General features: G+C 44.5%; 17 protein-coding genes. 1 reads left to right on the top strand and 16 read right to left on the bottom strand.

Annotated features, from left to right (window positions below):
• Positions 1 to 29: 29 nt before the first annotated feature.
• From fba to BUB28_RS07245, 9 genes are all read right to left on the bottom strand, one after another.
• Positions 30 to 893 carry a class II fructose-1,6-bisphosphate aldolase gene (gene fba, locus BUB28_RS07290; protein ID WP_072950235.1) on the bottom strand — a complete coding sequence of 288 codons (864 nt, stop codon included), beginning with the start codon at positions 891 to 893 and terminating at the stop codon, positions 30 to 32.
• A 358-nt stretch (positions 894 to 1,251) separates the two neighbouring features.
• Positions 1,252 to 1,563: a hypothetical protein gene (locus BUB28_RS07280; RefSeq protein ID WP_072950232.1), complete on the bottom strand. Its 312-nt coding sequence runs from the start codon at positions 1,561 to 1,563 to the stop codon at positions 1,252 to 1,254.
• A 178-nt stretch (positions 1,564 to 1,741) separates the two neighbouring features.
• Positions 1,742 to 3,088, bottom strand: a complete 1,347-nt coding sequence (gene murD, locus BUB28_RS07275; RefSeq protein WP_072950231.1) for a UDP-N-acetylmuramoyl-L-alanine--D-glutamate ligase — start codon at positions 3,086 to 3,088, stop codon at positions 1,742 to 1,744.
• Positions 3,085 to 4,467 (bottom strand): MurL-like N-terminal domain-containing, encoded by a 1,383-nt coding sequence (locus tag BUB28_RS07270; RefSeq protein WP_072950229.1) that lies wholly within the window; start codon positions 4,465 to 4,467, stop codon positions 3,085 to 3,087. The genes murD and BUB28_RS07270 overlap by 4 nt, the downstream gene beginning before the upstream one ends.
• A 19-nt stretch (positions 4,468 to 4,486) precedes the next feature.
• Positions 4,487 to 4,867: a metal-dependent transcriptional regulator gene (locus BUB28_RS07265; protein ID WP_072950227.1), complete on the bottom strand. Its 381-nt coding sequence runs from the start codon at positions 4,865 to 4,867 to the stop codon at positions 4,487 to 4,489.
• A 192-nt stretch (positions 4,868 to 5,059) separates the two neighbouring features.
• Positions 5,060 to 7,123, bottom strand: a complete 2,064-nt coding sequence (locus tag BUB28_RS07260) for an Eco57I restriction-modification methylase domain-containing protein (protein ID WP_072950225.1) — start codon at positions 7,121 to 7,123, stop codon at positions 5,060 to 5,062.
• 52 nt (positions 7,124 to 7,175) lie between these two features.
• The gene (locus BUB28_RS07255) at positions 7,176 to 7,670 is read right to left on the bottom strand and encodes a GNAT family N-acetyltransferase (RefSeq protein WP_072950224.1); all 495 of its coding nucleotides are present in this window, start codon (positions 7,668 to 7,670) and stop codon (positions 7,176 to 7,178) included.
• A gap of 5 nt (positions 7,671 to 7,675) precedes the next feature.
• Positions 7,676 to 9,199, bottom strand: coding sequence for a xylulokinase (gene xylB / locus BUB28_RS07250; protein ID WP_072950222.1), 1,524 nt, complete (start codon positions 9,197 to 9,199; stop codon positions 7,676 to 7,678).
• Between the two features lie 216 nt (positions 9,200 to 9,415).
• Positions 9,416 to 10,744, bottom strand: a complete 1,329-nt coding sequence (locus BUB28_RS07245) for a hypothetical protein (protein ID WP_072950221.1) — start codon at positions 10,742 to 10,744, stop codon at positions 9,416 to 9,418.
• A gap of 189 nt (positions 10,745 to 10,933) precedes the next feature.
• On the opposite strand from BUB28_RS07245, the gene BUB28_RS07240 reads away from it, so the two are divergent.
• Complete coding sequence (locus BUB28_RS07240) at positions 10,934 to 11,440, top strand: VanZ family protein (RefSeq protein ID WP_072950219.1); 507 nt, start codon at positions 10,934 to 10,936, stop codon at positions 11,438 to 11,440.
• Between the two features lie 233 nt (positions 11,441 to 11,673).
• Here the strand turns inward: BUB28_RS07240 and BUB28_RS07235 are convergent, their stop codons facing one another.
• The 7 genes from BUB28_RS07235 to BUB28_RS07205 all read right to left on the bottom strand — a co-directional run bounded on the left by BUB28_RS07235 (position 11,674) and on the right by BUB28_RS07205 (position 17,580).
• Positions 11,674 to 12,894 carry a MarR family transcriptional regulator gene (locus tag BUB28_RS07235; RefSeq protein WP_072950217.1) on the bottom strand — a complete coding sequence of 407 codons (1,221 nt, stop codon included), beginning with the start codon at positions 12,892 to 12,894 and terminating at the stop codon, positions 11,674 to 11,676.
• A 230-nt stretch (positions 12,895 to 13,124) separates the two neighbouring features.
• On the bottom strand, positions 13,125 to 14,054 hold the full coding sequence (locus BUB28_RS07230) for an AEC family transporter (RefSeq protein ID WP_072950216.1): 930 nt from the start codon (positions 14,052 to 14,054) through the stop codon (positions 13,125 to 13,127).
• Positions 14,055 to 14,218: 164 nt separating this feature from the next.
• Positions 14,219 to 15,052, bottom strand: coding sequence for a hypothetical protein (locus BUB28_RS07225; protein WP_072950214.1), 834 nt, complete (start codon positions 15,050 to 15,052; stop codon positions 14,219 to 14,221).
• A gap of 157 nt (positions 15,053 to 15,209) precedes the next feature.
• Entirely contained in the window at positions 15,210 to 15,728 is a 519-nt protein-coding gene (locus BUB28_RS07220; protein WP_207647089.1) for a hypothetical protein, read from the bottom strand.
• 119 nt (positions 15,729 to 15,847) lie between these two features.
• Positions 15,848 to 16,264: a Fur family transcriptional regulator gene (locus BUB28_RS07215; RefSeq protein WP_072950211.1), complete on the bottom strand. Its 417-nt coding sequence runs from the start codon at positions 16,262 to 16,264 to the stop codon at positions 15,848 to 15,850.
• Between the two features lie 11 nt (positions 16,265 to 16,275).
• Positions 16,276 to 16,818, bottom strand: coding sequence for a hypothetical protein (locus BUB28_RS07210; RefSeq protein WP_072950209.1), 543 nt, complete (start codon positions 16,816 to 16,818; stop codon positions 16,276 to 16,278).
• Between the two features lie 117 nt (positions 16,819 to 16,935).
• Positions 16,936 to 17,580 (bottom strand): DUF2225 domain-containing protein, encoded by a 645-nt coding sequence (locus tag BUB28_RS07205; RefSeq protein WP_072950208.1) that lies wholly within the window; start codon positions 17,578 to 17,580, stop codon positions 16,936 to 16,938.
• Positions 17,581 to 17,589 lie beyond the last annotated feature (9 nt).

Here is a 17,589-nt window from a genome sequence, read left to right as displayed (position 1 = left end):
CAGGTTTTATATTTATGGAATAATTATACTCAAGCCTTGTTAACGCTTCCGAAGAGCTCCATCTTCTCCTTGACCTTAGCCTTGATAGCCTCAACACCGGGTGCGAGAAGCTTTCTTGGGTCAAAGCCCTTGCCCTGCTTGTCCTTGCCTGCTTCTACATATCCTCTTGTAGCCTCAGCAAATACGAGCTGGCACTCTGTATTTACGTTGATCTTAGCAACGCCAAGTGAGATAGCCTTTGTGATCATATCGTCAGGGATACCTGTACCGCCGTGAAGTACGAGAGGCATATCGCCAACAGTCTTGTTGATAGCCTCGAGAGTCTCAAAGCTGAGACCTTCCCAGTTTGCAGGATATACGCCGTGGATATTACCGATACCAGCTGCGAGGAAGTCAACGCCGAGGTCTGCGATCATCTTGCACTCATCAGGATCTGCGCACTCGCCCTTACCGATAACGCCGTCCTCTTCACCACCGATAGCACCTACTTCTGCTTCGATAGAAAGACCAAGATTGTGAGCAGCATTTACGAGCTCAGTTGTCTTAGCAACGTTCTCGTCGATCGGGAAGTGTGAACCGTCGAACATGATTGATGTGAAACCAGCCTTGATGCACTTGTAGCAAGCACCGTATGAGCCGTGGTCAAGGTGAAGTGCAACAGGAACTGTGATTCCGAGAGACTTGTCCATTGCTGCAACCATTGCTGCAACAGTCTCAAAACCGCACATATACTTGCCGGCACCCTCTGATACACCGAGGATAACAGGTGAATTGCACTCCTGAGCTGTCTGAAGGATAGCCTTTGTCCACTCAAGGTTGTTGATATTGAACTGACCTACTGCGTATTTGCCTGCTCTTGCTTTCTGGAGCATTTCTGTAGCTGAAGTTAACATAGATATAATTCCTCCTGAGAATTCATTTACGGGGCTCAAGACCCCATCGTTAATATTATATCATAGCTTGCTCTGAATTGCAAGAGTTTCAGTAAAATTTAGCAATAAAAGCCCAGATTGGGCGAATTTGATTCGCCCAAAGCCTTTAGCCTGTAGGGGCGCACACAGTTCGCCCGCGAGCCTTTTTTTAATCAGGAATTGAAGTATCGCCTTACGGCGATGGATTTTAAGGATATAATTTTGATTTATCGGCAGAGCCGATACCATTAATTCCTAATTAAAAAGGGCGGATAAATCCGCCCTTTTATAGTGACTTTTAAATTTCTTGTGAGCAGAACTCGCCTATTAATTCAGCTCCTTAATTATTATTTGCTTCACTCATATCTTCTTCGTATCCGCTTTTTTCAAGGTTCGGAAATTTGTTCGTATCAGCAGACGCTATTTTACGCATATTTCTGTCCACGATTCCGAAATACTCCCGAAGATATCCGAAGACATAAATCGAAAAGCATATTATATAGCTCACAAACAGTGAAACAGGGATCAATGCCAGTGATAAACAGTGCTTTTTATTTACGGAAATAATAAAAGAGAAAAAGCTGCAAAGAATAGAGAATGAAAACAATATTCCTGCAAATGTTCTTAATTTTTTACCTGAATTTTCAAACATAAAAACTCCACTCCTTATAGACATTATATCTCTATGCGTATATATTGTCAATATTAATTCAACATTTATTATGTCTTTTGTTCGGTAATAATAAATATAAGGTGTCTTTTTTGTACACTAATAACAACAAAAAGGAGGCAGAAATTATCCAGCCCCCCATAAATTTACTCTCAATTCATTAATCAAGCTCCGCAACCAGCTTCTTGAAAGCGTCCCCACGCTCCTCGAAGTTCTTGAAGATACCATAGCTTGCAGCCGCAGGCGACATAACACAGCTCATACCCTCGGGAGTTATTTCCGCAGCAAGCTTTACTGCGTCCTCAAGGTGGTCTGCGTAGTGTACGCGGTCCTTTGCTCTGAAATCCTCTCGTTCCTGTATCATATCGAATACACGCCTTCCCGAAGCCTCCATGCATATTACCCTTACGTCAAAATCAGCAAGGAAATCTACCAGAGACGTATAGTCGATACCTCTGTCCATGCCGCCGATGAGGATAGTTCCTACCATCGGAACGCTCTGCAATGCGGATATTGCAGTTGCGCAGGCTGTAGAGATAGAGTCGTCATACCAGCGTATGCCGCGGACTGTGTCCACGTATTCAAGGCGGTGTGCAAGCGGATCAAAGGTGCGCACTGCCTTGTCGAAATCGGCTTCGTCAACTATCTGACTGCAAACGCCGAGTGCTATTGCGATATTATAATGATTATGCTCGCCTAAAAGCTTTATATCCTCCACAGGAATACTGTATTTCCTGCCGTTTTCGTAGTTCACAACACCGTCAGCCACGTATATATCCGCACTGCTGTCGGAGTTTGATACGCGGATAACCTCAGTATTATCACAGCTCGGAGCTATCTCGCTGTTGCACCAGAGAAGATCTCCTCTCTGCTGGTGGAGATAGATATTCTTCTTTGCGTTGTAGTAATTCTCCATAGTGCCGTAGTGGTCAAGATGCTCCTCATAGAGATTGAGGAACACGGCATATCGGGGAGAAACTGTCATATATTCAAGCTGGTGGCAGGAAAGCTCGCAGACTACGACTGTCCCCTGCTCCATGCCCTCGGCGATATCGAATACGGGGATACCGATGTTTCCTGCGATACGGCAGTCAACTCCCGACTCCTTCAGTACATGATATATGAGCGAAGTAACCGTGCTCTTGCCCTTTGTACCCGTGATGCCGATTATCTTTTCACGGAACACCTCGAAGAACACCTGTGTTTCGCAGGTTATCTGACATTTAAGCTCGTTTAGGGGCTTTTCGAGGACGATACCCGGGCTTTTGAATACCATGTCAAAGCTGTCAAGGCACTGCTGATAGTCCTTGCCGCAGATAAGCTCTACACTGTCGGGAAGTCCGTTTGCCTCACGGTCCACAGGATTAAGATCGGCAATGGCAACAGACGCCTGTTTGCCGTACTTTGTCAGTATCTTATACGTGGACTTGCCCTCTCTGCCGAAGCCAAGTATGCATATTTTCTTTCCGTCAGTGTATTCCTTTATATATTCGCTGAATTTGTTCACAGCAAACGCTCCATTTCATTTGTCAGTATATTTTTGAATTCCTCGGGCAGCAAATTCTCATCATTGTAAGAACCGCAGCACTTCTCGTTAAGCGCATCAACTGTCTCGGGGTGATAGAGTCCGCGTTTCTTGTACTCCTCAAACAGCATCGGGAGCTTCTCCCCTTCCTGTTCAAGACGGCGTATTGCCAGTGTTACGGCTAAATTAACCTCGTCGATACTGCCTACACACTCGAAGGGCTTGTGCTCGGACTGTCCGATAAGCTCGATGAAGTACTCCTTCATTTTCTCGTCATTAAGCATATCTCTGCCGAATATGCCGCTGAGCTCGGAAAGACTCAGGAACGGCGAAAGTATCAGGCACACGAAAAGACACTTAGGGCACTCTCCGCACCATATATCGGGAGATACCTTGCTTCCGAGGTTGCAGCTCCTGAATACGGACAGATACTTCCTGTGAGATACGAACATCTTTGCTATCTGAAATTCTGCAAGCGGGCGCAGGAAACTGAAATAGTACTGCCCTGTGCGGAGATACTTCTCCTCATAGCTGTGGAAATCCTGCTCGAATTCAAAGCTCTTGGAGTACTGGTGGTTTACGTCCTGACCTACTACAGTGCTCTCGTTGGCACTTGACTCGTTGGAGAGAACGAGGTATTTTAAACCGTTAAGATAGGCTGTTATCTCAGCCGAAAAGGCTACGATTGAAGAAAACGGCGTATGTCCGTTGATATAGCCCTTGTTGTTGAGTTCGATAAGCGAGCGGTCGAAGTGGCGCTGAGAAATAATGAGTGCGTCCTCCGAAAGTCCTGCTGCTGTGACTGTATCAATTATCGAGCGGCGTTTGTTTATGGAGTAGCACCTGCACTTCATACCTGCATTCACAAGTGTTTCGAGGGTGAGGGCAGAGTCCTTTCCGCCGCCTATAGGCACAAGACAGCCTGAGGGCTGACGCTTGCTCTCTGTAAGTGAGCTGTCGAAGCTTCCTGTGGGAACGATGTCCACAAAGCTCTCAAAATCAGCTTTTATGCCGTTTACGAAGAAAAGCTCGCCAAGTCCAAGAAACCAGAGCTTCTTCCACCACTGTATCTGCTCGCTGTCAAGCTCGCCGCACTCCACACGGCATACAGGTGAGCAGGCAGCCTTCCAGTAGCTAACGGCTTCTGCCATACCAAGTGAAAAAACAAGCCTTTCAAAGGTTAGATCGCCTTTTACGGTAATATCCTCGGGCTTGCGGAAAGTCCAGCCGGGAGTGAACTTCGCTAAATTCGGAAACTCAAATTCATAGCCGACCTCGATAGTATCTGCTGTTTCCTTAATACTGTACGATTTATATACAAATACGGGTGCTTCCGCCCTGAATTTTTCATATTTACCCATTAGTTCCTCCGAAAAAGGCTTATTTCTGCTCTTCGGCAAGCTTTCTGTAATGCGCCTTCAGCAGCGCAAATGTCTCGTCGGAGAGGTCATGCTCTATCTTACAGGCATCTTCGACAGCGATATCACGCTTGACACCGAGGAGTGTGAAAAACTCTGTAAGAACAGTATGACGGTCATAAATACGCTCTGCCACTATCCTGCCGCCGTCTGTGAGCCTTATATGATTATCGCCGTCAACGCTTACAAGTCCCTCGTCCTTCATTTTTTTGAGGATTATAGAGACTGTAGGGCGTGAATAGCCAAGGTAGGAGCAGATGTCGATAGCGTGGACATCAGGCTGCTTCTGGGAAAGGATAAGTATAGTTTCAAGGTAATTTTCGACTGCTTCGGTAATAGCCATTCGTATTCTCCTTATCTATATAAATATTATTATTCTGTCGATAATATACGGTTATACTATTATAACATATAAAAAAAAATAAATCAACTTCCACAGCGAAATATTTATGATTTTTCTTTCTGCGGTGCAAAAAAGTGCCGCACAGCACCGCCCGAAGCACAGTTCACCTCTCCAAAAATCAAAACTGCATATCTATATCAGTGGGTGACGTTTGAAGCCGTATGAAGTCTCGAAGCTGTCCCAGTCAGCGGTGCATATTTCTATATTCTCGCGGACAGCAGCCTCTGTATCCGCGTCGTAAAGCTCTGCATCTGGCAGCGGCAGTCGCGCTGCGTCCCCGGGGTTCATGTTCAGGGTTGGATTCAGGACCTGGGCAAGCTCAGAAGCGACCTTGCTGTTGAGAAGTCCGATAAGCATCATAAGCTGCTGTTCATTGTGCGGAAATGCACTTGAGCCTGCTACGTTGAACATGAAATTCTCGTCAAAATATCGGGCTGAAAACGCTCCGCTGGTTATCTGTGACCAGCTTACTGAGGGGCGGAAATTGTAGTCCAGCCCCTGCGGACGGGATCGAAGCTTTCCGTTTTTATCGGTGAAATGCTTTATCTCATAGCCGTCGTTCTCCCAGTTTACGACAAATAGGCGGTTGCCGTACCATTTTCGGTACTCTCCGCCCTTATTCAGAAGATACCAACGCTTTTTATGGGTACTCAGAAATGCTATCCTATCTACTTCAACCTCATACCATCTTCGCAAAAAGCGGTCATTGTCTCCCGAGATCAGCCCTTCCCTTATATCAACAGTACTGCCGAGGGTCCTGCCGCTGAACGCTCTCAGCATATCCTGTCCCAGCCAGTAGGCACAGGGCGCAGAGGGAATCATGAGAAAATCCGCTGTATCGGCTTCAAATCGGTAGCCGCAGTCTTTGGCGCTTATCGCTTCGGCAGCTTTTATGCGCTGTTCCTCCATTCCGCCCTTGAACTCTGAAAGCCGCAGATAAACTCCCCTTCCACTTTTTTCTGCGTTCTTTATGGTAAACGAACAGAGCGGCACTGTTGCCGCTTCAAAGGCGGAATACTCGAAGTGAATGAGAGTTTGCAGGAAACAGCTTTCAAAAATGCGCTTACGGAGCTTCTCGTACGATTGCAGAAACAGCCACGTAGCAGGAGTCAGAAAGCCGATATATCCGCTGTTTTCAGTCATATCAAGGCATCTTGCCATAAACGCCGAAAAGAGATCGGCACTGTAGTCGGCGAAGTTTTTGCGCACATATGCCGACAGTTCCTCATTCATTGCAGGCTTGCCCAGATAGGGCGGATTGGTAACGACTACCGCATATTTCTGTCCGAGAAGCTTGCCGATAATTGCTGCCTTTTCGTTGGCTTTCGGAAGGTCGATTTCACTGTGCAGTGAGCCTGTATTTTCACTTACTCCTGCAAAATCATACACCTGTGGCAGTGTATTTGCTCCGAATTTCTGAGCTTTTACGCGTATTGCCGTTTCTGCTGCCGCTCTTGCGCGTTCATCGAGTTCAAGCCCGAAAAGATTATATTTCAGCACTTTTTCCGCAGCAATTTTTGCTGTATATCCCTGCGCCAGATACTGTTCAAAAAATACATCAAAAGCGTACAGAAGAACGTTTCCGCTGCCCATACATGGATCTATGAGCTTTATTGCTTCAAGTGGAAGCTTTTCCGCCTGTTTCAGCTCCGCAGAAAATGTCAGCTCGCCGCTTCCTGCGGTATATCCGTGCTCCGCAAGATATGGTCCGAGAGTATTATCCACCATATACCTCACTACCCAATCGGGAGTGAATATCTGGGTGGCAGGGGCTATTTTTTCGGTGCTGAGCCGCTTGCTGCTTTTTAGTCCCACTGATATCTCATTTCTGTATGGCTCGTTGAAATACTGGTGGCACCAGCCGAGTACCGCGTCATCTCCTGCGAACACTTCACGGGGCAGACTCAGCAGCTCCGAAGCCGCTCCGCCGTCGGATAAAAGTGCGGACGGTACCGAAAGCTCGCCGTAAAGCGAAAAAATACCGCCGTACTTCTCCGCAAGCTGCCTGCACTTTTCATAGAAAAGAGCGATGCGTAGCTCTTCGGGTCGGGACATTATGGCTTCAAGTGCGCTGCGATCGGCAAAAGCAAGTCCGCAAAGCCGCATAAAGCCGTAATACGCCTGTTTCTCGCCGCATATTGCAAGGAGCTGTGAATACGTTCTCGCGGCTGTTTTTTTCAGTTGTTGATCGTTCATTTTCACATCTCCTCACAATTTCCAAAGGCGGACATAAAGTCCGCCCTTAGCTTCAATCAATATGTAATCGTACAAATAACGCTTCAAATACTGTTTTTCCGTTGTCACGGGAATACTGACCTGTGTACTCCTGTACAAATCCGCATTTTTCAAGGACTCTGCCCGATGCTCCGTTATCTTTTGCGTAAAACGCCGTAAAATCACGGATACCAAGCTCATTCACCGCCCAACCGATAATACCGCGGACTGCTTCCGTTGCATAGCCGTTCCGCCAATAGCTGCGGTTGATATTGTAGCCTATCTCATGCGCCTTGTCCTTTTCGTTCCATTCAAGGCTGATATCGCCAATGACCTTTTCTCCGAGAACTATGGCATATTTATCGTTATCCGCAATCCACTCCCTTATCCGCTCGCGCAAGGCTTCAACGTCTGTATCGCAGGGATATGGCATGAATTTGTTCACCTCAGGGTCAGAACGCCATTCAAAGGCATCTTCCGCATCACTTTCCATGAACGGACGTATCAGAAGTCTTTCAGTCTTTATCATGCTTATCAGAGTGAAGCAAGCTTTGCAAACTGTGCCTTGAGTGCAGGGTAAATGTCTCTGTAAAGCTGATAATACTTCTCGTACTCGGGAACGTTCTCAGCCTTAGGTGCCTGTACCTTATCGGTCTTGATGATAGCTCCGCAAGCCTCGGGAACACTGCTGTAGATGCCTGCGCCAACGCTTGCAAGGATAGCAACACCAAGTGCAGGACCTTCCTTAGATGCAACTGTCTTTACGTTGCAGTTGTAAAGGTCAGCAAGCATACTTCTCCAGAGCGGTGATGATCCGCCGCCGCCGCAAGCCATCATGTCGCTTACGTTTACGTTCATCTCACGGAATACCTCAACGCAGTCGCGGAGTGAATATGTAACGCCTTCCATAACTGCACGGAGCATATCCTTTCTTGTGTGGATAGCTGAAAGTCCGAAGAATACTCCTCTTGCATCAGGGTCAAGGTGAGGAGTTCTCTCGCCCATGAGGTATGGGAGATAAAGAAGTCTGTTTGCGCCTACAGGTACAGTCTCAGCCTGCTTGTCCATGAGGTAGTACTCATCAACGCCCATGAGCTTTGCAGTTTCCTTCTCTGTCATGCAGAAGTTGTCTCTGAACCACTTCAGTGAGAGACCTGCGCCCTGTGTAACGCCCATAACGTGCCATGTATTAGGAACGGCAGCACAGCAGGTGTGGACTCTGCCCTTCTTGTCGATAGATATATTTGAAGTATGTGCAAATACAACGCCAGATGTACCGATAGTTGTGAAAGCCTTTCCGTCCTCAACAACTCCTGTACCAACAGCAGCAGCAGCATTGTCTCCTGCGCCGCCTACTACGATAGTTCCCTCGCAGAGACCAAGTGTCTCAGCCATTTTCTTTGTGAGTGTACCTGTTACCTCACAGCTCTCGTGTACCTTGCCAAGCCAGCTCTTGTCTATCTCGAATGCGCTGAGGAGCTCGTCTGACCACTTGCGGTTAGGAACGTCAAGAAGCTGCATACCTGAAGCATCTGATACCTCTGTAGCGTACTCGCCTGTAAGGATAAATCTGAGATAGTCCTTAGGAAGAAGGATATGAGCTACCTTTGAGTATACCTCGGGCTCATTGTTCTTTACCCAGAGTATCTTTGCAGCTGTCCAGCCTGTAAGAGCAGGATTTGCTGTTATCTCAACAAGCTTGTCTCTGCCTACGATACGGTTCATTTCCTCTACCTCGGCAGCAGTTCTCTGGTCGCACCAGATTATAGAACGGCGAAGCACGTTGTTATCCTTATCAAGCATTACAAGACCGTGCATCTGTCCTGAAATACCGATACCCTTAACGTCTTCCTTCTTAACTCCACTCTTAGCCATTACAGCCTTGATAGTATCAACCATTGCGTTTGCCCAGTCCGCAGGCTCCTGCTCTGCATAGCCGTTCTTTGGCTGATACATAGGATATTCGATTGTTTTTGAAGCAATAACGCTTCCCTTTTCGTCAAAAATAACTGTTTTTGTACCGCTTGTACCGCAGTCAACTCCGATTACGTATGCCATATCTTAGCAACTCCTTTTATATATTTCAGGGGTTCCGTCCCTGTATTATCCTATAAATTATAATATCTTATATCAGTTCTTTTTTCAAGACCTTTTTTGCTCATTTTTTTACATTCTGCGCTTCTTTTGCGGACTTGTGCATACATATGATAATAATGAAGCGCTGCAGGCTGTATCATATCTCAGACTGCTGCCCGCAGCGCCTTAAATTCATTTTTAGTTGAAAAGATCTACCGAGATACGTCTTGAATTAACGTCGTAGAAGTCCTCGAGCTCTGCCACATAGAAGCGGAAAACTACCTTATTTTCTGCCACGGTTATTCTCTCAGGCTCGGCTGCTTCAGTATTTTCGGCAGTCTCGGTCTGCTCCTCATCTTCGTCCTTCTTGACATCGCGGTATACTGTTATGGACATAACGTCGCCGCTCTGTGATACGCCAAGGTCTTCAAGCTGCTTATCGGTAAGGCTGTTCAGCATTACTGTATGGCACTTCTTTACGTTGAAGTAGGATATGCCTGTTGCTGCGTCTACCTGCTCGCTGTTGAATAATCTGAGTGCATCTGTGTCCATTTCGCTGAAATAGATCCTCTTGCCGTGTTCGCCGTCAACTTCATCAATAAGATCGGCAGATGGATTTTTTACGTAATATCTTCCGTCTGCTTCCTTGCCGATGCCGAAGAAATCAAGCTGTTCATCGTTGAGGGTATCAATATAAACAGGAGCAACGTCAGAAGCTGTAAGTCCTAACGCAAACTTTCGGCTTGCTGAAAGATTTATGAGCTGGAGCTTGTTATCGTAAGTATATCCAAGCTTTTCAAGCTCGGCATCTGTAACTGTTACCTCGATCTTGTCTGAGATAGCGTTGAGATGATCGGTTATCTCCTGACGGTTCTCTGTGGACCAGTTTACCTGTACCTCGTCGTCAGAAGGTCTGTCAAGGAACACTACGCGCTCCATATTTTTAAGTGTGAATGTAACGAAGGAATACTTTACATCAGCGGTATTAGGCTCTACGTAGATAGCTGTGCTTCCGTTTGAGGTATCAACGCTGTTCACGATCCTGTATCTGTAGTCACCCGATGGTGAAACGCCTCTGCCTACCTCTGTCTCCTTTGCAGGTGATACAAAGAACGATGTAAAGAGGAAGTAGCCCAGTGCGCCGAAAATATACATCAGGAGTATGACAGTTGCAAGAGCTGTCTTTACGCCCTCTCCTGCGCCCGAAAGCAGAAGTATCACAATTCCAACGACTATTATGGGTATGATAAGTCCCCATTCGCCGAAATACAGCAGCACCACGGGCAGCATCGCGGGAAGTATGATAAAGCTGGATATTCGTGTAAGTATCTGATGTCTCGTATAAAGCATTATGATAAGCGCTGCAAGCGAGACACCTGTTATGGACAGGCACAGTGAAGTGCGCTGGTGTACGTGTATATCGTAAAATATGGAGTAATAGCAGAGCTTGCATACAAAATAGGTGTATATAACGCTGAGAATCGCTACAACTCTCTTTGTCCAGACATTTGCGAATAATCTTTTCATTATTGCCTCCAAATTTTTATTATCTATATGTAAAAGCTATGCGGCTTAAAGTCACACACAGTATATTATACCATTTTTATTCTCAGGTTACAAGTGATTTTTTGAATTTTTTCCGAAAAATCTTATGCTTTACAAAAGTCAGCAATAATTGTATAATATATACAGCAAGATATGAAAGGAATTATAACAATGGCCGAAAAAATCAGACAAATAAAGCCCTTACAATGGATATTCGCTGCACTTACCTTAGCTGTAATGATAAATATTTTCATTTTTTCCAACGAAAAGGCTGAAAAGTCCTCCGAGACCAGCAGCAGGATCACAAGGTTAGTGATAAAGATCGTTTACGATGATTACAATGACAAACCCATCGAAGAGCAGAACGAAATATGGGAGAGGACTTCATTCATAGTCCGAAAATCAGCTCATTTTTCAATATATACTCTCCTCGGCTTATGCGCCTCTTTTGCAGTCGGAAAAAGAAAGCTTTTCACCATGAAAAGTCTCGGAGTCGTGATATTCGGTTTCCTTTATGCGGCTTCCGATGAGTTCCACCAGAGATTTGTGGAGGGACGCTCCTGCGAATTCCGCGATATGATGATAGATACGGGCGGAGTCCTTACAGGTATGCTCATATCATTTGCAGTCATGGGGATAGCTGCGGCTTTTGTACGCAAACGGCTTAATAGCCGTTAGCTGTTAGCCGTTAGTGGAATGGGCACCACAATTATGCATTGAAATAACGTCGCCATACAAGCAAAAGGCTCGCGGACTGCCAAAGGCAGCCCCTACAATATGCCATTTATAATCATTATACTCCGTCCGCGGAGCAGAAACCTTAACTCTCAACTAATGGGTGGCGAAACGCCGCCCCTACAAACTAAAAAACCCGTAAGGAGCTGAGCTTCTTACGGGTTTTGTTACTAATATTACTGCATACCGCCTCTGATGTAGAAGTTATCCTGAATGATAAGAGCGCAGCCGCCGAGGAAATTGTTCTTTCCGTCTAATCTGCTGAGTACCACTCTGTCAGCGATCTCTTCACTTACAAGGCGTATCATCTCACGCTTGCAGTAGTCAAACTGCTTTTCATTGAGCTTGAAGTTATGAAGAACTATCCTCTTTGCAAAATGGCTGATAGCCAGATTGTTGATAAGAACAGTATATTTTGCGATAAGGTCATCAACAAGTGCCTTTACAGGCTCTTCGCCTCTCATAAGTGCCATAAATACGTTATCTGTATTTATTGCTGTCTTGTCACCCTCTGTAAGCTCGTACAGAACAGGTGTCTTGTCCTTGGAATATATCTCATAGAAAGCGTTGAGCATTGCTGTTCTTGAAAGCTCAGCCTTTACAGAGCCGTTAGGATAGCCCTCGTATGACTTTCCGTTAGGGCATACGATATATCTCTCGATAGTAGATGTATAGGATATATAATCGGCTGAAAGCTCATTCTTGTTGATTATTGCAAGATTTACCTGATTTCCGTTGTGTATGAACGCCTGATTAGTCTGATAGCCGTTCTGTGTTCTGAAATCATTGCTTGCAAGTGCCATAAGTCCTATGGCATTTCCGCAGTGGATCTCGAAATTGAGTCCGCCTGAGAGCTTGTCAATGAAATTTGTGAAATCAAGAACGCCGTCCTTGTAGAATATCTTCAGCTTGCCCCACATTGAAGGAACTACGCCGACACCCAGTCCGAGTATCTTGTCCTTTGTAAGAGCACTGTTCTCAACCATTTCGTTGCTAGTCTTGATTATGTAGTTGATGATATCCTTGCTTGTAGTTCTGTCATCAATGACCATGCTTGCCTTGTCCAGCACCTCGGAATTAAGGTTTGTAAGTCCGATGCTTACTTCCTTTTCATCTACGGTCGCACCAAGAGCAAAACGGCTGTTTACATTGATGTCAATAAGTATTTTTCTTCTTCCCTTCTGAAGCTTCTCGGTATTAACGGGAGCTTCGCCTATCTCGACAAGCACACCTTCCTCTATCATCTCGTTTGTAATGATAGTTACAGCAGCTCTTGTGATCTCAAGAGCACTTGCTACGTCTACTCTCGAAATAGGTCCTGATTCTCTGATGACTCTGAGTATCTGCATTCTGTTACGTCTTTTCAGGTCAAGCTTACTAATTCCTCTTTTTTCCATACAACAACAACTCCATTTCTTAAATCGTTTCGGATTACTTCTTCTCCGCAATTACAACCAACATATCCCCTTGGAACGTCTTGTTACTGTTAAATATTACTGCTGGTATAATTTTTTCTTTTTATTTTAAACTCAATCTCTTTTAACGTATTTATATTATAACACAATATTATTAAAATTCAAACCTTTTAACGCAATTATTTCTAAAATCAGCGTTTTTGACAAACTGATTATATTATTTTTGTTAAATATTCCGTAGCTTTGACAACCAACGGCAATGTACCTACGGAAAGTATAGTTCCTGCGGTAAAAATCTCCGATGCGTATACAGAATTTTTTCCATAACGAATGGAAAGAAGTGTGCACATTGCTGCCGGTGGAGCTGCTGCCGCAACCAGTACAGTCATGCGAACTTTGTCATCAAAACCAGAAAAAAGTGAAAGTGGTACTGCCAATATTAATGGCATAACAAAAAGTTTTAAAAAGCAAACATAGTACACTCTGTAATTTTTTAGCAGTTTCGGTACGTCAGTTGCAGCAATTGTAACTCCCGAAACTATCATCGCCATAGGTGTATTTACATCCTTTATAAAGCCAAGTGCTGTGAGTGCTGTATCAGGCAGCCTTATCTCAAGGAAGAATGTTATGAGTCCAAGTATTATTGAGATTATGGTCGGCGAATAAAATACCTTGACCACCTGCTTGAAGTCCTTCTCACCTGATACAAGTATTACGCCATGTGTCCACACGATAAGGTTAAATACCGTTATAAATGCAGTAAGGTAGAATACTCCCTCATCGCCGAAAAGTGCATTTACGAGAGGTATGCCCATAAATCCGCAGTTTGAATATACTGACGAAAAACGTTCTATCTCAAATTCCCTGCCTGCCTTCTTTCGTACAAGTATGTACGAAAAAGATATCATCACAGACATTGCTATTACCGAAATAACAAATGTAAGCAGCAGATTTTTTGCCAGCTCCGCTTTATAGGGCTTCTGGTAGGACATGAATATTACCACAGGATTTACTACCTGAAGCACGAATTTTGAAAGATCTTTATTCGACGCTTCGCTTATGAGCTTGGTTTTGGCGCAAATCACGCCAACACCTATAAGTATCAGCATTATTATAGTCTGATTAAGTATAGTTGATGCCATTTTAGCCTCCGAAATATGCATATATTACAGCCGAATATAAACTATGTAGAAAGCTGAGACGTTCTGCTGTTTTTCATTAACCGAATTATTTTACCATATTTCTGATAATTAGTCAACAAAAAAATCCGAAGCATTTCTGCTTCGGATCTTATTCGCTATATTGATCAATCAAGAGAATCTGCTGAAGATGAGATGACCTTCCAGCCATCGCCCTTTATCTTAACGACACAAAGCTTTTCTGTTTCATGTCTCTTCTTGCCGTCTTCATCTCTGTACTTGAGTCTTACCTTGAATTCATAGCCCTTTGTTACTTCGATATCATCATCTGCATCGTATTTCTCGCAGATATCTGAGAAATAATCTTCAGCAGCATTGAGCTGTGACTTGCTGAGCTTTTCTTTTCTTATGATCTTTTCATAAGAAGGTATTGTCTCATCATCTTCAAGATCATCTATCTGATCTTCGATACGGTTATTGATCTGCTTTACCATTTTATCAAATTTATCATCGTCCTTGAGAGCATCTATTGCAGAATCAGGAAGTGTAAGAGATAAAATAGTCTTTCCGCCCTTATCATCGGAAGAAGCCTTTATGAATTTCTTGAGAGTACCCTTTGCTCCGCCGCCAAAAATAAGGCAGATAAGACAGATGATAAGAACTAAGATAACGCCTGCCGCTGCATAAACAGCACTCTTGTTGTTCTTCATGCCGCCCGGGAGCTTTTCTGATAACTCGCCTGCTAAACCATCGACCTTTGTTGCACCCTGCTTGAGGCTGTCGCCTACCTTATCAGCAACATCTCCAGCCTTTTCCTTCAGCTCTGCTGCTGTGTCCTTAGCCTTATCAGCAACACTATCAGCAGCCTTTTCAGCTGTATTCTGCACGTTGTCGACTTCTTTTTCTTCTTTTTCTTTAACTTCTCTTTCTGCCTTTGAAGCTGCACAGTCACATGAACCGCCGTCAGGTATCTGCTTGCCGCAGAATTTACAAAATGCCATAAAAAAAACCTCCATAAACAAAAAATATTACAAGATATATTTTATCATATTTTTCTGTATTATGTCAAGTGAAAGAATTTAATTATACTATACACCGTGTTTTTTCAGCAAAATGCATAAAAAGCATAAGTCCGAACTTTGCGAAATAACGCAAATATTATTTATCTGTGTTTCTTCCGCAGACAGCCATATACGGTATAATTACTGCCATAGCGGGAACAATAACAGGAACAAGCATTGCTGCAAGCTCTGCTCCCGTAAGGTCGGAAGAATTTGCACTGCTGTTGATAAGATTGTAAAGCTGCAAAAAAGCTGCGTTAAGCAGCTTATGCCAGCGATAATAGTCAAAACTGCCGCCTTTTGCGGATATATACAGGACTATCCAGCTCACGAGCGGCGGCACGGTCACAGCCGCACCTGCTGCAAATATCCCCGCAGCTTTGACGGTTTCACCGCTCATTCTTGCAAACTTTATATCCGCCCTTGCCGCTTTCACCGAAAAATCCGCAAGCACAAATATCATCAGCAATACTGTGCAGACAAGACATATGAACTTTATAAACGGATTTCCCGAGGCTGCAAAGGTGATATCAATGAAAATGCAAAGTATCTCGGAAGCTGCAAGCCTCAGCAGGGCGTTAAGTATTTTCATGGCTTTTCCTTTCAAATATCTCATAAAAATCAAATTAACGGGCATAATATCCACGGAGGTGGTACTATGCCCGAAAATAACGAAAACGATGTTAAGATCTATATTCCAAGAAGCTCCGACAGCAAAAGCAGTGAAGCAGCCTCTCAGTCGGCGTCCTTGCAGTCGGAACAGCGTCCGTAGAAAACAGTCTGGGAATAATCTATCTCAAAGCCGTGCTCATCTTCTATATGATGAGTCAGCTCTGCAAGATGTTCGCAGTCAAGGTGTATGAGTCTGCCGCAGGTAAGACATTTCAGGTGGAAATGGCTGCGGCAGTGCTCGTTATCTTCGATATACTGATAACAAGCTGATGTTTTGCCGTCAAAGGCATATTTCCTTACAAGTCCATTCTCAACAAGCCTGTCCAGCTGTCTGTAAATAGTTGCCACGCCCACAGGCGTACCCTCGGCAGACAGGAATGCACTTATCTCCTGCACATTGGTATGCTTATCTTTATTACTGATAAGATATTCCAGCAGTTTCTCCTTCTGCTTGGTATTATATCCAGACTCTCTTTTCATCGTTACCTCCGTCAGCGTGTGATTATCTTCCAGCCCTCATCGTTCAGACTTACTACTATTACAGTCTCATCACTTGCAGCTTCGCCGTTTTTCGTATAGCTGTATGTGACCTCGTAGCCTTCCTTTACATCAAAGTCGCTTTCCTTCATGTCAACACCGAACATTTCGCTGGATTCAGCAAAATATTTCTTTACGCCCGAGACCTGTTCCTCACTGAGCGGCTTTGCTTCCTTTATCTCACCAAATGCAAACTTATCGCTGCTTTTTGACAGATTTTCCTGCTGATTCTGATTGAAGGTATCCACAAGGCTGTCGAAATCACCGTTCTGCTTCATAGCGTCAAGTGCAGCATCGGGATACATATACGAATAGAAGACCTTTCCTCCGCCGTTGGAATTCATGGCGTTGAAACATTCCTTTATCGCACTTTCATAAGAACTGCTGTTCTGCTGAGTTACCTTTGCACTTTTTATTTCCTTTTTCTTTGGCTCACAGCCTGTAAAAATACAGGCAGCTGCTGTCAATGCAACCAGAATAGCTGCAACTCTTTTCATCTTGTTACCTCCGTTGTTATCTTTTCATTATTCATACAGATTATATCACTATTTAGCACTATTGTCAATGTCAGTACATATTTTAAAGCCGCACTTCAACAGTGCGGCTCATTATCGTTATTTCAGCACTACTCCATTTGCTTCGTCTGCCTTATGGCAGGAGCTGTCGCCTTTTTCTGCAAGCTCGGCTTCAAATGCTGCAAGAGCCATTATAAGCCTTGAAGGGAACAGTCTGTCCTTATAATCGCGGATAACGCGCTCAAAATCGCCGCTTCTGCGCATAAGGTCAGCAGCAAGAAGCATAAAATCAGGCTTATCTTTAAATTCCTGCTTATGCAGGTCAAAGATCTTCAGTGCAGCTCTGCGGCACTCAGCAGCCTTTTCATCGTCATTTTCATCGTCATAATACCATGCTGCATAGAGACAAGCTTTCATAGCTTCTTCATATACCTTGTTCTTTTCGCAGACCAGAGACATTTTCATAAACTTCTCTGCAAGTCCGCTGCAACCTGTATTCTTGTACTTCTCACTCTCAAGGAATTCCTTTGTAAAAAGCACGGGAATTTCTATCGAAGCATTGCAGTAGCCGCAGTGAGGGCACTCGCTTACCCAGTATTTAAGGTATGAACGGTGCTCACCATTGGGACGCATATCAAGGTCGGGAACACTTGTATCGGGGTCAAACTCCGCTACCACAGTCTGAGAAGATGTCCCGCCGCACACAGCACATTTTATTTCTACTTCATCAGTTCTGAAAGACATATGCTCTCT

It is taken from the genome of Ruminococcus flavefaciens (assembly GCF_900143025.1).
GTDB classification, from domain to species: domain Bacteria; phylum Bacillota; class Clostridia; order Oscillospirales; family Ruminococcaceae; genus Ruminococcus; species Ruminococcus flavefaciens_I.
This window is presented reverse-complemented; position numbering and strand designations above follow the sequence as displayed.